Below are 14452 nucleotides of genomic sequence, written 5' to 3'. Positions count from 1 at the left end.
AGTGTGCCTGCTTCCTCAAGCCTATTCTAACAAATTACGACTGGCTGCGTTAGAGGTACCGGGTTTCATATTCCTTTGGTGCCTTGGAGCGCAGCGGAAAGGAATGGTCATAAATATGACATAAAAATCCCAATGGATGCTGTGTGCATGCTCGACAGTGTAGACGCGCAGCGGGGAAAGAAAGTTGACGAATGGGCTGCGCTTTTTTAAAAATTTTTATGCTGCCAGAGCAGGCGCAGGAATGCGCATTTGGAAAATCTATCATTTTAGCATACCACGATTTTAGGGGTTGTCAACGGGGGACGAAAGGAGAATTTTTTCTGTGTATCCGCGCACCATTTGGGCAGTGTGTTCCCCGCTCCTTTGGCGTGAAATTGGGCTGTATAACCATTTGGAAAATGCTCATAATAATTGACAAAACAGGTAATTTCCCATGGCACCTGTGACTTTTCAAATACAGAGGAGTGGCAAAGGATGAAAGCAACGGGCATAGTGAGAAGAATCGACGACCTGGGTCGTGTAGTCATACCAAAGGAAATCCGCAGAACCATGCGCATCCGGGAGGGCGACCCCCTGGAGATCTATACCGATCGGGAGGGCAGCGTCATCTTCCGCAAGTACTCCCAGCTGGAGGACATGGCGGAGCTGGCCGGAGAGCTGTGCGAGACCATGTACCGGGTTACCAGTGTTCCGGTGGTGGTCACCGACCGGGACTGCTGCATCGCCGCCGGGGGTGCGCCCCGGAAGGAGCTGGTGGAGCGGGGCGTGTCCTCGGAGCTGGGCCAGGTGATGGAGGAGCGCAAGCCCTACCGCAGCAGCGGCGAGGGCCTCACCCTCACCGAGGGGGACGGCCGCTACCAGGTGGAGGCGGTGTACCCCATCATCAGCCACGGGGACGTGCTGGGCAGCGTGCTGCTGCTCCACGGGGACGTTCTGGTGGGGGAGACGGAGCAGAAGACCGCCCAGATTGCAGCGGCTTTTCTGGGCCGACATATGGAGAGCTAAGAAAAAATAGGGATGCACGCGTGATTCAACGTGCATCCCTATCTACTTATTGTCCCAAATAGTCCTCGGGATTGATGGGGGCGTCCCCCTGATACATGGCAAAGTGCAGGTGGGGCTGTTTGCCGCTCTCTGCCACAGAGGTCTCTCCCACTTCGCCCACCACGGTGTCCGAGGCCACGGTGTCTCCCACCGCCACCGGGGGATTTTCCTCCAGATTGGAGTAGACGCTGAATAGCTCGTTGCCGTGGTCCACCACCACGGTGACGCCCATCACATCGTCTTCATATACGGCGCTGACCACGCCCTTGGCGGTGGCCTGGACCCGGGTGCCCAGGGAAGAGGCGATGTCAATGCCGTCGTGGGTCCGCCAGTCCCCCATGGTCTCGTTGTAGGACAGGGCCTCTACCGAGAAGGAGGAGATCACCGTCCCGCTCACCGGCCAGGAGTAGGCGCTGGTGGGTTGGGCGGTGGCCTCAGGGGTAGGCTGAGGGGTGGGAGCGGGTGTGGGCGTGGGCTTCGGCGTGGGGCGTGGCGTGGCCGTGGCCCTGGGGGCCGGAGTGACGGTGATGGATGCGGTGCTGGATGCCTGGTGATCGGCCGTTTTGGACAGGTTGCTGCGCACGCTCTGAATCATGAAGTAGGCGGACAGGCCAATGACCATCACGCACACCAGCACGGCAAGATAGAATCCTTTCCCCGTGATAAATTCCACGGCTCGCTGCCATAAATTCGGTTTCTGGTTCATAATAACACCTCCACGGATATTTTGGACAGGAGGTGAGAGGCCTATACCGGAGAATGGAAAAATGATGGAGGAGATTCCAGACTGGGGAATCTCCTCCATATAGGCGGGCAAAAAGCCAACATCTGTATAAGCGGTTCAGATGATTTTGTAGGAACACAAGCCCTCGGCAGAGTTTTCCCGCCCGCAGGCGGGAAAATAAATTGAAATCACGTATTTTTCCAGGACATGCGCATGGGAAAATACACATCTCAGCCCGCCAGTGTGGAATTGGGTCGTCCTTTGACCCAATTATGCATGCAGCGGGCTGCATCCCCTCGAGAAAATGCTGGCATTTTCGAGAAATATATTATTTGACTTTGATGGTCATCAGCAGCTCGCCGGCCTTGACGCTGGTGCCGTCGGAGATGAGCACCTGGTCCACCACGCCAGCCATGCGGGCCACCACAGAGGTCTCCATCTTCATGGCCTCGATGACGGCCAGCACCTGGTTTTCCTCCACAATGTCGCCGGGCTTCACGGCCACCTTGGCCACCATGCCGGGGATGGAGGAGCCCACCTGGCTCTTGTCGGCGGGGTCTGCCATGACCACGACTTTGCCCTTCACTTCCGCCCGCTTGTCCGGCACAGCCACCTCGCGGCGGGTGCCGTTGAGCTCGAAGTTGACGGTGCGGGTGCCGTCGTCGTTCTGGTCGCCCAACCCCAGGTACTTGATGACCAGGGTCTTGCCGTCCTCGATGTTGATCTTGTTGGTCTCACCGATGGCCATGCCGTTGAAGAATACGTGGCTGCTCATGCGGGTGATGTAGCCGTACTCCTGGCGGTGGCGGCGGTAGTCTTCGTACACCTTGGGGAACAGGCAGTAGGAGAGGATGCCCCGGGTGGTAATGTGCTCGGGCTCCATAAACCGGGTCATCTCCTCCCGCACGGCCTCCAGGTCCACGGGGGGCAGCAGCTGACCGGGGCGGCAGGTGATGGGCTTCTCGCCCTTGAGCACCACTTCCTGGAGGCCCTCCGGCTGGAAGCCCCAGGCGGGCTGGCCCATCATGCCCTTGAAGTAGCTGACCACCGAGTCGGGGAAGGACAGGCTCTTGCCCCGCTCAATGATGTTGTCCGGGGTCAGGTCGTTTTGCACCATGAAGATGGCCAGGTCTCCCACCATCTTGGAGGAGGGGGTCACCTTCACCAGATCGCCCAGCATGTCGTTGACGGTCTTGTACATCTCCTTGACCTCGTCAAACCGGGAGCCTAACCCTAAAGATACCACCTGGGGATACAGGTTGGTGTACTGGCCGCCGGGAATCTCGTAGCGGTAGATGTCGGTGGTGGGGCTCTTCAAACCCTCGTCAAAGCTGGCGTAGCGCAGACGCACGTCCGCCCAGTAGTTATCCAGCCGCTGAATCTCCCGCAGGTCCAGCCCGGTGTCCCGCTCCTGGCCCTCCAGAGCCGCCACCACGGCGGACAGGGAGGGCTGGCTGGTGAGGCTGGACAGGGAGGCAGTGGCGCAGTCCACAATGTCCACCCCGGCCTCGGCAGCCATCAGGTAGGTGGCCACCTGATTTCCGGTGGTGTCGTGGGTGTGCAGGTGGATGGGCAGGCCCACCTCCTGCTTGAGGGTGGAGATGAGCTTCTTGGCGGCGTAGGGCTTGAGCAGACCGGACATGTCCTTGATGCACAGGGTGTGGGCGCCCCGGCGCTCCAGCTCCTTGGCCATATCCACATAGTATTTTAAGGTATACTTGTCCCGCTTGGGGTCCAGAATGTCCCCGGTATAGCACATGGTGGCTTCCAGCACCTTGTTCTGGCGCAGGACCTCCTCCATGGCTACCTCCATGCCGGGAATCCAGTTGAGAGAGTCGAAGACCCGGAAGATGTCGATGCCCTCTCGGGCGGCCTCCCGCACAAACTCCCGTACCAGGTTGTCGGGGAAGTTGGCGTATCCCACCATGTTGGAGCCCCGCAGCAGCATCTGGAAGGGGATGTTGGGAATCTTCTCCCGCAGCTGCTCCAGGCGGTCCCAGGGGGACTCGTGGAGGAAGCGGTAGGCGGTGTCGAAGGTGGCCCCGCCCCACATCTCCAGAGAGAAGCAGTCCTGGAGAATTTCCGCGGTACCGTCCGCCCCGTGGAGCATGTCACGGGTACGCATCCGGGTGGACAGCAGGGACTGGTGGGCGTCCCGCATGGTGGTGTCGGTGATGAGCAGCTTCTTCTGGTTGAGCACCCACTCCTTCACCGCCTCGGGGCCCTTCTCGTCCAGCAGCGCCTTGAGGCCGTTCAAGGGCTTTCCGGTGGGGGTGGGGAAGCGGGGCTTGTGGTACTGCTTGCGCTCGGTATCCGGGTTGTCCACCTGGATCTGGGCGATGTACTTCAAGACCTTGGTAGCCCGGTCCCGGCTGTTTTCAATCTCAAACAGCTCGGGGGTGTCGTCGATGAACTTGGTGTGACAGGCCCCGGCCAGGAAAGCGGGGTGGTTGAGAATGTTGGTGACAAAGGGAATGTTGGTCTTCACGCCTCGCACGTGCTCCTCGTTCACCGCACGGGTGGCCCGGCGGCAGGCACCTTCAAAGGTGTTGTCCCAAGTGGTGACCTTCACCAGCAGAGAGTCGTAGTAGGGGGAGACCACGGCCCCGGCAGCGGCGTTGCCGCCGTCCAGACGCACGCCAAAGCCGCCGCTGGAGCGGTAGGCGGAGATTTTGCCGGTGTCGGGGGCGAAGTTGTTGGAGGGGTCCTCGGTGGTGACTCGGCACTGGATGGAGTAGCCGTAGATGCGCAAGTCCTCCTGGCGGGCCAAACCAATGGCGGGGTGGGAGAGGGGATGCCCCTCGGCAATGAGAATCTGGGCCCGTACCAGGTCCACGCCGGTGACCATCTCGGTGACGGTGTGCTCCACCTGGATGCGGGGATTCATCTCAATGAAGTAGTGCTGGCCGGTCTTGCCGTCCACCAGGAACTCCACGGTGCCGGCGTTGACGTAGCCCACGTGTTTGGCGATCTTGACGGCGTCCGCCCGCAGGGCCTCCACGGTGGCCTGAGGCACCGACCAGGCGGGGGCGTACTCCACCACCTTCTGATAGCGGCGCTGGAGGGAGCAGTCCCGTTCCCCCAGGTGCACCACGTTGCCGTGCTCGTCGGCCAGAATCTGCACCTCAATGTGCTTGGGCTCCACCAGGAACTTCTCAATGAAGATGTCCTCGTTGCCAAAGGCCTTGCGGGCCTCGTTTTTCACCAGCTCAAACTCCCGGCGCACGTCCTCCTCGCTGTCGCAGCGGCGCATGCCACGTCCGCCGCCGCCGGCGGCGGCCTTGAGGATGATGGGGAAGCCGTAGCTCAGGGCCTTCTCCACCGCCTCGTCGGCGTCCTTCAAGGGCTGGGTGGAGCCGGGGATGATGGGCACGTTGCAGGCGATGGCGGTGGCCTTCGCCGCCAACTTGTCGCCCATTTGGGCCAGCACCTGGGAGGGTGGGCCGATGAACTTGATGCCGTTTGCCTCACAGGCCCGGGCAAAATCGGCGTTTTCCGACAAAAAGCCGTAGCCGGGGTGGATGGCGGTGACACCCCGGCGCTTGGCCAGGTCGATGATGGCGGGGATGTCCAGATAGGCCCCTAAGGGGGACTGGTTCTCCCCAATGAGATAGGCCTCATCGGCCTTGATGCGGAACATGGAATTGGTATCCTCGTTGGAGTACATGGCCACCGTGTGCAGCCCTAAGTCGTGACAGGCGCGGAAGATGCGGATGGCGATCTCGCCCCGGTTGGCGGCGAGCACCTTGGAGAATTGTTGTGCCACTGTCCTACCTCCTTATCCTTGAAACATATTGGATGATAAGGTACATTATAGAGGTTGTTTTTCCCTTTTGCAACGGAGAACCTATGTGAAAAAATAAACTTGGCATTTCTGACATGAAATGCTTTATCTCGGCAAAGAAGTTGTGGTAAACACACAAGAGTCCACGCCCTGCGGACAAATGGCCGGGAGTTGGGGGTGTTCATCCGGGGGGAAGTGTGGTACAATGTATCCCATATGCCGCGCAAGCGGCAGGTGTTGTCCAGGAGGTGGTGAAGGTGGGAAACAAGGAGGTCAATGTGGCCCTGTCCGCTCTGTCTGGCGTGGGTCCGGTGCGCAGCGGCAAGCTGGCCAAGCTGGGCCTGGAGCGGCTGGGGGATGTGCTGTGGCACTTCCCGCTGCGGTATGAGGACCGCAGGAAGCTGTACACCGTGCGGGAGGCTCCCGAGGGGATGACCTGCTGTGTGAAGGCCATGGTGGCCCAGGACCCCCAGCTGTCCCGGGCGCGCAGCGGCGTGGAGCTTGTAAAGGTGCGGTGCGTGGATGAGACCGGGACACTGCACCTGACTTTTTTTCACCAGAGTTACCTCCGCCGGGCCTTTTCTCCCGGGGACCAGTATATTTTTTACGGGCGTGTGGAGCGGAAGGGCAGAGGGCTTGCCATGGTCAACCCCCTCTTTGAGAAGGAGGGGGAGGAGCGCTACACCGGGCGCATCGTCCCGGTCTACCCCCTGACGGCGGGCATCCACAACGCCCTGATGGTGAGCTTGGCCCAGCTGGCGGTGGACCAGGTGGCCCCCACGGTGGAGGAGGTGCTCCCCACCTGGGTGCGGCGGGAGTACGGCCTGTGTCAGCAGGAGTTTGCCCTGGCGAATATCCACTTTCCCCAGAATTTCGAGGGGCTGGCCAGCGCCCGAAAGCGGCTCATCTTCGAGGAACTCATGACCCTCACCTGCGGCCTGGCCATGCTGAAAGGACGGCGGAAACAGGGGGAGGGGCTGGTGTTGGGCCAGCACACCCCCCGGCAGTTCTGCGCCCTGCTCCCCTTCACCCCCACCGGGGCCCAGACGAGAGCCATGGAAGACATCTTCCACGACGTCACCTCGGGGCGGAGCATGAACCGCCTGGTACAGGGAGACGTGGGCTCCGGTAAGACGGCGGTGGCCGCCTACGGGGCGTGGTGTGCCGCCCTCAGCGGGCTGCAGTGCGCCCTCATGGCTCCCACCGAGCTGCTGGCCGAGCAGCACTGCCGCACCCTGTCCTCCATCTTGGAGCCGGTGGGGGTGAAAGTGGCCCTGCTCACCGGATCGGTGAAGGGAGCGACACGGAAAAAACTGCTCCAGGAGCTGGAGCGGGGTGACATTCAGGTGCTGGTGGGCACCCACGCCCTCTTCTCCCAGGGTGTGACCTACCACAAGCTGGGCCTGGTCATTGCCGACGAGCAGCACCGGTTCGGCGTGGCCCAGCGGGGGGCGCTGGCGGCCAAGGGGGGCGAAATTCCACCCCATGTGCTGGTGATGTCTGCCACCCCCATTCCCCGCACCCTGGCCCTGATGATCTACGGGGACATGGAGGTGTCCATCATTGACGAGCTGCCCCCTGGCCGCACTCCTGTGGCCACCTATGTGGTGGGGGAGGACAAACGGCAGCGGATGTACGGCTTTGTCCGTACCCAGGTGGGGCAGGGCAGGCAGGTATATCTGGTGTGCCCCGCCGTGGAGGAGTCCCAGGGGGAGGAGGGGGGAGAGGCCCTCTCGCCCGCCATGGATTTGAAGGCGGTGACCACCTACGCCAAGCGCCTGCAAGAGCAGGTATTCCCCGATTTGACCGTGGGCTTTGTCCACGGCAAGATGAAGCCCAAGGACAAGGAGGCCATCATGTCCGCCTTCGCCGCGGGAGAGGTGCAGATTCTGGTGTCCACCACCGTCATTGAGGTGGGAGTGGATGTGCCCAACGCCACCTTGATGATCGTGGAGAATGCCGACCGCTTCGGCCTCTCCCAGCTCCACCAGCTCCGGGGCCGGGTGGGACGAGGCAAGCACGAGAGCTTCTGTGTGCTGGTCACCGCCAGCCGCAGCGACACCGCCCGCCAGCGGCTGCGGGTGCTCACCCAGACCACCGACGGGTTCCAGATTGCCCAGGAGGACCTGCGGCTGCGTGGCCCCGGCGACTTCTTCGGCCAGCGGCAGCACGGCCTGCCCCAGTTGAAGGTGGCGGACTTCGCCTCCGACCTGGAGCTTTTGAATCAGGCCCGCCAGGCCGCCCAGACCCTGGTGGAGGGGGATGGAGAGCTATCCAGGCCGGAGCACCAGCCCCTGCGCCGGAGAGTGGAGCACATGTTCCGGGACAACCCGGAAATTTTTCATTAATTCATCCGAAATGGAGCGTACAAACCATGACGAGAAAAGAACATAGCAAGGCCCTGCGGGCACACCCCCAGGTGCACTACAACTGCGCCCAGGCGGTGCTCATCCCCTTTGCCGGGGATATGGGGCTGACTCCGGAGCAGGCCAACGCCCTGACCCTGAATTTCGGGGCTGGCATGGGCTGCGGCGCCGTGTGCGGCGCCATCTCCGGGGCCTTTGTGGCCATGGGCGGCCTGGGGATGCCCCAGGAGAAGCGGGTGGAGCTGCTGCGGGAGTTCCGAGCGGCCCATGGAGATGTCCACTGTGCCCAGCTGCTGAAAGGCGCTGTGGAGCGGGGCGAGGAGAGAAAATGCCACTGTGACCGGATGGTGGCCTGGTGTATGGACTGGGTCAGCCGGGAGAGCGGCTTGGAGTAAAGGAGCGAGACACAAGTGGAAGCCATCATTCAACGCCTGGCCCAGGAGTTTTCCGTCCCGGCCAAGCATGTGGAAAACGTCATCAACCTTCTGGACGAGGGGAACACCGTCCCCTTCATCGCCCGGTACCGCAAGGAGATGCACGGCGGCATGGATGACCAGCTCATCCGCCAGCTGGCTGACCGCCTGCAATACCTGCGGGGGCTGGATAAGCGGCGTCAGGAGGTGAAAACCGCCATTGAGAACCAGGGCAAGCTCACCGACGAGCTGGCCCAGGCCATCGACGCCGCCCAGACTTTGGCGGAGGTGGAGGACCTGTACCGCCCCTATCAGCAGAAGCGGCGCACCCGTGCCACCATGGCCAAGGAGAAGGGGCTGGAGCCTCTGGCACAGACCCTCTATGACCAGAAGCGGGACTGCCCCGCCCCCGAGACCCTGGCTCAGGACTTTATCAACCCGGACTTGGGAGTGGAGGACGTGGCCGCAGCCCTGCAAGGGGCGTCCGATATCGTGGCAGAGTGGATTTCCGACGATGCGGACATCCGCAAGACCCTGCGAACCCTCTACGGCAAAAAGGCCATGCTGGTGTCCAAAGCCGCCGCCAAGGAGCCGGAGGACACCGTTTACCGCCTCTATTATGAGTTCTCCGCTCCCGTCAGCAAGGTCATGGGCCACCAGGTGCTGGCCATCAACCGGGGGGAGCGGGAGGACATCTTGAAGGTGTCCGTGGACATGGACGAGGAGGAGGCCCTGGTGGCGGTGCGCCGCCAGGTGGTGCGCCCGGGCACGTCTGCCATGGCCTTTGTGAAAGCCGCCGCGGAGGATGCCTACCGCCGCCTCATTGCCCCCTCTCTGGAGCGGGAGGTGCGCAGCGACCTCACCGAGAAGGCCTCGGAGGGGGCCATCGGCCAGTTTGCGCTAAACCTCAAGCCCCTGCTGATGCAGCCCCCGGTGAAGGGCCATGTGACCATGGGCCTGGACCCCGGCTACCGTATGGGGTGCAAGGTGGCGGTCATCGACCCCACGGGCAAGGTGCTGGATACCACCGTGGTCTATCCCACCCACGGGGAGCGGGGCAAGCAGGAGGCCATTGCCAAGCTCTCCGCCCTGGTGAAGAAGCACCACGTGCAGCACATCGCCATTGGCAACGGCACCGCCAGCCGGGAGACCGAGCAGATGGCGGTGGAGATGATCGGAAAACTCAACTGCGGCGTCACCTATATGATGGTCAACGAGGCGGGGGCGTCGGTGTACTCCGCCTCCAAGCTGGCCGCCGAGGAGTTCCCCGACTTTGACGTGAACCTCCGCTCGGCGGTGTCCATCGCCCGCCGCCTCCAGGACCCCCTGGCCGAGCTGGTGAAGATCGACCCCAAGAGCATCGGCGTAGGCCAGTATCAGCACGATATGCCCCAGGCCCGCCTGGGCGAGGCCCTGGACGGGGTGGTGGAGGACTGCGTCAACGCCGTTGGCGTGGATGTGAACACCGCCTCGGCTCCGCTGCTGGCCCGGGTGGCGGGTCTGACCCAGACCACCGCCAAGAACATGGTCAAGTACCGGGAGGAGAATGGCCCCTTCACCACCCGCAAGCAGATTTTGAAGGTGCCCAAGCTGGGCCCCAAGGCCTTTGAGCAGTGCGCCGGATTTTTGCGGGTGCCGGAGAGCAACTCCCCCCTGGACAACACCGCCGTCCACCCGGAGAGCTACGCCGCCGCCCAGAAGCTGCTGGAGTTGTGCGGTTACACCCTGGAGCAGGTGAAGGCGGGTACCCTCCAGGACTTGATGGACAAGGTGAAGGCCTACGGCGTGGAGCGTGCGGCGGAGGCTTGCGGCGTGGGTGTACCCACCCTGCTGGACGTGGCTTCCGAGCTGATGAAGCCGGGGCGTGACCCCCGAGACGAGCTGCCCGCCCCGGTGCTGCGCACCGATGTGCTGGAGATCAAGGATCTGAAGCCGGGCATGGAGCTCAAGGGCACCGTGCGCAACGTCATCGACTTCGGGGCCTTTGTGGACATTGGCGTCCACCAGGACGGCCTGGTGCACATCAGCCAGATCTGCGACCGCTTCATCAAGCACCCCTCTCAGGTCCTGTCTGTGGGTGACGTGGTGACGGTGTGGGTCAAAGAGGTGGACGAGAAGAAAAAGAGAATCTCCCTGACCATGAAGGGAGCGGCGGCGGCCACGCCGGGAAAGTGAGGAGAGACCGATCATGAGCGGTAAATTGTATCTGGTTCCCACTCCCATCGGCAATCTGGGGGACATCTCCCGGCGCATGGCGGACACCATGGCAGAGGCGGACTTTCTGGCCGCCGAGGACACCCGGGTGACGGTGAAGCTGCTCAACCACCTGGGGCTGAAAAAGCCCATGGTCAGCTACCACCGCCACAATTGTTCCACAGCGGGGCCCGCCATTGTGGATCGTCTGCTGGCCGGGGAGAGCTGCGCCCTGGTCACCGATGCGGGCACCCCCGCCATCTCCGATCCCGGAGAGGACCTGGTGGCCCTGTGTGCCCAGCACGACATCCCGGTGGAGGCGGTGCCCGGCCCCTGCGCCCTCATCTGTGCCCTGTCCGTCTCCGGGTTGCCCACCGCCCGGTTCACCTTTGAGGGCTTTCTGCCCCAGAACAAGAAAAACCGCCGCTCCCACCTGGATAGCTTGAAGGGGGAGCAGCGGACCATGGTCTTCTATGAGGCCCCCCATAAGCTGGAGGACACCCTGGAGGACTTTGTGGCGGTGTTCGGGGAAGAGCGGCGCATTGCCCTGTGCCGGGAGCTGACCAAGCTCCACGAAGAGGTGGTGCGCACCACCGTGGGCCAGGCCCTGGCTGACTGCGCCACCCGCCCGCCCCGGGGGGAGTATGTGCTGGTGGTGGAGGGAGCCCCCGAGGCTCCGGCCCAAGAGGCAGACCCCCAGGCAGCCCTGGAGCGGGTGGCCCAGCTGCGAGGCGAGGGCCTGTCTCTCAAAGAGGCCTGCGCCAAAGCAGGGGAAGAATTTGGAATCAAGAAGCGTCAATTGTACGATATGAGCCTGGGAAAGTGATTACGAATAGTATAAAAAGACGTCTTTATTTTCTGGAGAATTTAGACATAAAATGACAAAAAAGTCCGGTGGAAATAGTTTCCACCGGACTTTTTGCTCGAAAAAGTAGTTACTTTCCTTCCAGCTCCCGCAGGCAGGATGCGCAGATGTTCTTGCCCTTGAAGGTGGTGATTTCGGAAGACTCTCCGCAGAAAATGCAGGCGGGCTCGTACTTCTTTAGCACGATAGAGCCACCATCTACGTAGATTTCCAGGGCGTCACGTTCTGCAATGTCCAGGGTGCGGCGGAGCTCAATGGGCAACACGATGCGGCCTAACTCGTCTACCTTGCGAACAATTCCAGTCGATTTCATATGTGAAGTCCTCCTTACAAAATGTACACTTTCACAAACCTCCTTCATTATAACACAGGGTATAATCTTGTCAATCGCAAAAGTATAAAATTAATAGAACTATAATATTTTTCCAAGAAATTTGTCGAAGGCGCATGGAGAGGGAAAAGGGGGCATAAACATGGGGGAAGAAGGAGGGAAAATGGACCATGGCGATGTCTTGGATCTGGGTTGTGATGGTGGGAGCGTCCATTTTATGCGGTGCAGCCACCGGGCGTATGGATGCGGTGGCCGGGGCGGCCCTGGAGGGGGCCAACACCGGGGTGGAGCTGAGCCTGGCCATGGCGGGGGTGATGTGCCTGTGGATGGGTGTGATGCGGGTGATGGAGAAGAGCGGCCTGGTGGGCGGGCTGTCCCGGTGTCTCCACCCCATTCTCTCCCGGCTCTACCCCCAGCACCGGGATGATGCGCAGGTGATGGGGGCGGTGAGCGCCAACGTGGCGGCCAACCTGTTGGGGCTGGGCAACGCCTCCACACCCTTGGGCATCCGGGCGGCCCAGCTCATGGCCCAGGGGGCGGGAGGCGTGGCCAGTGACAGCCTGTGCATGCTGGTGGTGTGCAACACCGCCTCCATCCAACTCATCCCCGCCACAGTGGCCAGCATCCGCCAGGCGGCGGGGAGCGGGGCGGCCTTTGACATTCTGCCTGCGGTGTGGCTGGCCTCGGCGGTGTCGGTGACGGTGGGCATTGTGGCGGCCAAGGTGATGGCCCGTGTGTGGAGGGAGTGAGAGGACATGATGTCCATGGTGGTGCCTGTCATCATGCTGGGGGTCATGGTGTGGGGCATTGCTTGCCAGGTGGACGTGTGGTCCACCCTGGTGGAAGGGGGCGCCCAGGGGCTCCAGACGGCGGTGCGCATGGTGCCCTCCCTGGTGGGGCTGCTGTGTGGGGTGTACATGCTGCGGGCCTCTGGGGCGCTGGAGCTGCTGGAGGGGCTCATTGCGCCGGTTCTGGGTCTGGTGGGCATCCCGCCGGAGACGGTGGGGCTGCTGGTGGTGCGGCCCATCAGCGGCTCGGCGGCTCTGGGACTGGGGGCGGAGCTCATAGAGACCTACGGCCCGGACTCCCTGGTGGGGCGCACAGCGGCGGTGATGCTGGGCTCCACCGAGACCACCTTCTACACGGTGGCGGTGTACTTTGGGGCGGCAAAGATCAGCCGCACCCGCTACGCCATTCCGGCGGCCCTGTGCGGGGATGTGGCGGGCTTTTTGGCCGCCAGCTGGGCGGTGAAGTGGCTGTTTGGGGCATAAAAAAGAACGGGCTACCAAGCCCGTTCTTTTTTATGCATCTTCTTCGGTTTCTTTGGGGAGTTTCTTCACCAGAATCTCCAGCACCCGATGGTGCTCCACACTGGTGACCGTGACATCCAGGTTCTGCCACACGAAGTGGTCTCCCACGTCGGGAATGCGGCCCATCTGCTCCAGCACCCAGCCGGAGACGGTGGCGGCGTCACAGGAGCCGGTCACCGAGAACAGGTCGTACATGTCGTCCAGGTTGGCCGAGCAGGCAATGAGGTAGCCGCCATCCGGCTGGGGGCGGAACTGCTCCACCACCTCGTCGTGCTCGTCCCAGATGTCGCCCACCAGTTCTTCCACCACGTCCTCCATGGTGAGCAGGCCCTCGGTGCCGCCGTACTCGTCCACCACAATGGCCATGTGGGTCTTGGTGCGCTGGAACTGGCGCATCAGGTCGTCAATTTTGGTGCCGGTGGTCACATGGAGCACCGGGTGAATGAGGGGGACCAGCTGGGTGCGCCCGTGGTAGCGGGCGGCAAACAGGTCCTTCTGGTGGATGACGCCCACCACGTTGTCCAGGGACTCATGGTACACCGGCATCCGGGAGTACCCCTCCTGGGCAAACAGGGCGGTGGCCTCCTCCATGGTGGCGGTGTCCTCCAGGGCCACGATATCCACCCGGGGGGTGAGAATGTCCGAGGCCTCCAGATCGTCAAAGCGAATGGCGGAACAGATGAGCTGGCTCTCTTCGGCGTCCAGACCGCCCTGGTCCTCCGCCTCGGTGACCATGGTCACCAGTTCCTCGTTGGTAATGCCCACGTCCTCCTTGGTGTGGAAGACTTTGGACAGCAGCTTCTTCCACAGGGAAAAGAAGAAGGTGGCGGGGGTGAGAATCACCATGAAAAACCGCAGGATGGGGGCGGAGAACAGGGCGAAACTCTCAGGGGACTCTTTGGCCAGACTCTTGGGGGAGACCTCGCCGAAAATCAAAATCACAATGGTGAGCACCACCGTGGATACGGCGGGGCCGCTGGTCTTGCCCAGCAGGTCGATAAAGAGCACGGCGGACAGGGTCGTGGCCACATTGTTGACAATGTTATTGCCAATCAGGATGGTGGACAGGAGCTGATCGTATTTGTCGGCCAGAGCCAGCACACGAGCGGCCCGGGCGTCTCCGTTGTCCGCCCGACTTTTCAGCCGGATGCGGTTGAGAGAGGTAAATGCCGTTTCGGTGGCGGAGAAATACGCACTCATCACCACCATACAAATCAATACGATTAGCAGAACTATACTGTCATCACCCAACACGGAATCATCACTCCTCCATTTGTTCTCTTTCTTATGTGCTTGGGTATTGTCACCAAATATACCACATCCTTGGACAATATGCAAGAAAAAGTCGTGTAAAGGAAAGGCGAGACCAGGGAAGAGCGGAGAAAAATTTGTGCCATGCCGTGAGAGGAACACGGCATGGCA

11 protein-coding genes are annotated in these 14452 nt (G+C 61.8%); 7 read left to right on the top strand and 4 right to left on the bottom strand.

Translation table 11 applies throughout. The features are described 5' to 3' along the window. Window positions 1-474: 474 nt before the first annotated feature. A complete protein-coding gene (locus B5F98_RS05135; protein ID WP_087370068.1) occupies window positions 475-1005 on the top strand; it encodes a stage V sporulation T C-terminal domain-containing protein in 531 nt (176 codons plus the stop codon). A 46-nt stretch (window positions 1006-1051) separates the two neighbouring features. On the opposite strand, the gene B5F98_RS05130 is transcribed toward B5F98_RS05135, so the two are convergent. After that, window positions 1052-1750, bottom strand: coding sequence for a M23 family metallopeptidase (locus B5F98_RS05130; protein ID WP_087370066.1), 699 nt, complete (start codon window positions 1748-1750; stop codon window positions 1052-1054). 346 nt (window positions 1751-2096) lie between these two features. Then, window positions 2097-5534 carry a pyruvate carboxylase gene (locus tag B5F98_RS05125; protein WP_087370064.1) on the bottom strand — a complete coding sequence of 1146 codons (3438 nt, stop codon included), beginning with the start codon at window positions 5532-5534 and terminating at the stop codon, window positions 2097-2099. 275 nt (window positions 5535-5809) lie between these two features. Here B5F98_RS05125 and recG point away from each other — a divergent pair, with 275 nt between their 5' ends. The 4 genes from recG to rsmI are packed head-to-tail and all read left to right on the top strand — an operon-like array spanning window position 5810 to window position 11350. Further along, window positions 5810-7900, top strand: a complete 2091-nt coding sequence (gene recG / locus B5F98_RS05120; RefSeq protein WP_087370061.1) for an ATP-dependent DNA helicase RecG — start codon at window positions 5810-5812, stop codon at window positions 7898-7900. A gap of 26 nt (window positions 7901-7926) precedes the next feature. Then, a complete protein-coding gene (locus B5F98_RS05115) occupies window positions 7927-8313 on the top strand; it encodes a C-GCAxxG-C-C family protein (RefSeq protein ID WP_087370059.1) in 387 nt (128 codons plus the stop codon). Between the two features lie 15 nt (window positions 8314-8328). Continuing rightward, window positions 8329-10506 carry a Tex family protein gene (locus B5F98_RS05110; protein WP_087370057.1) on the top strand — a complete coding sequence of 726 codons (2178 nt, stop codon included), beginning with the start codon at window positions 8329-8331 and terminating at the stop codon, window positions 10504-10506. A gap of 13 nt (window positions 10507-10519) precedes the next feature. Continuing rightward, window positions 10520-11350 (top strand): 16S rRNA (cytidine(1402)-2'-O)-methyltransferase, encoded by an 831-nt coding sequence (gene rsmI, locus B5F98_RS05105; protein WP_087370055.1) that lies wholly within the window; start codon window positions 10520-10522, stop codon window positions 11348-11350. Between the two features lie 109 nt (window positions 11351-11459). Here the strand turns inward: rsmI and B5F98_RS05100 are convergent, their stop codons facing one another. Further along, window positions 11460-11702 (bottom strand): AbrB/MazE/SpoVT family DNA-binding domain-containing protein, encoded by a 243-nt coding sequence (locus tag B5F98_RS05100; RefSeq protein ID WP_087231027.1) that lies wholly within the window; start codon window positions 11700-11702, stop codon window positions 11460-11462. A 188-nt stretch (window positions 11703-11890) separates the two neighbouring features. Here B5F98_RS05100 and B5F98_RS05095 point away from each other — a divergent pair, with 188 nt between their 5' ends. Together B5F98_RS05095 and B5F98_RS05090 are read left to right on the top strand one after the other, a co-directional pair. After that, the gene (locus B5F98_RS05095) at window positions 11891-12469 is read left to right on the top strand and encodes a nucleoside recognition domain-containing protein (RefSeq protein WP_087370053.1); all 579 of its coding nucleotides are present in this window, start codon (window positions 11891-11893) and stop codon (window positions 12467-12469) included. A gap of 6 nt (window positions 12470-12475) precedes the next feature. After that, on the top strand, window positions 12476-12991 hold the full coding sequence (locus tag B5F98_RS05090; protein WP_087370051.1) for a nucleoside recognition domain-containing protein: 516 nt from the start codon (window positions 12476-12478) through the stop codon (window positions 12989-12991). 30 nt (window positions 12992-13021) lie between these two features. Here B5F98_RS05090 and B5F98_RS05085 read toward each other — a convergent pair whose 3' ends face one another. Next, the gene (locus B5F98_RS05085; RefSeq protein WP_343219394.1) at window positions 13022-14284 is read right to left on the bottom strand and encodes a hemolysin family protein; all 1263 of its coding nucleotides are present in this window, start codon (window positions 14282-14284) and stop codon (window positions 13022-13024) included. Window positions 14285-14452: the final 168 nt, after the last annotated feature.

It is taken from the genome of Pseudoflavonifractor sp. An44, assembly GCF_002161675.1.
Lineage (GTDB): Bacteria > Bacillota > Clostridia > Oscillospirales > Oscillospiraceae > Enterenecus > Enterenecus faecium.
This window is presented reverse-complemented; position numbering and strand designations above follow the sequence as displayed.

Coding starts and splice junctions, on each gene's coding strand:
- B5F98_RS05135 (WP_087370068.1), top strand. CDS start 475: ATGAAAGCAACGGGCATAGTGAGAAGAATCGACGACCTGGGTCGTGTA.
- B5F98_RS05130 (WP_087370066.1), bottom strand. CDS start 1,750: ATGAACCAGAAACCGAATTTATGGCAGCGAGCCGTGGAATTTATCACG.
- B5F98_RS05115 (WP_087370059.1), top strand. CDS start 7,927: ATGACGAGAAAAGAACATAGCAAGGCCCTGCGGGCACACCCCCAGGTG.
- rsmI (WP_087370055.1), top strand. CDS start 10,520: ATGAGCGGTAAATTGTATCTGGTTCCCACTCCCATCGGCAATCTGGGG.
- B5F98_RS05100 (WP_087231027.1), bottom strand. CDS start 11,702: ATGAAATCGACTGGAATTGTTCGCAAGGTAGACGAGTTAGGCCGCATC.
- B5F98_RS05095 (WP_087370053.1), top strand. CDS start 11,891: ATGGCGATGTCTTGGATCTGGGTTGTGATGGTGGGAGCGTCCATTTTA.
- B5F98_RS05090 (WP_087370051.1), top strand. CDS start 12,476: ATGATGTCCATGGTGGTGCCTGTCATCATGCTGGGGGTCATGGTGTGG.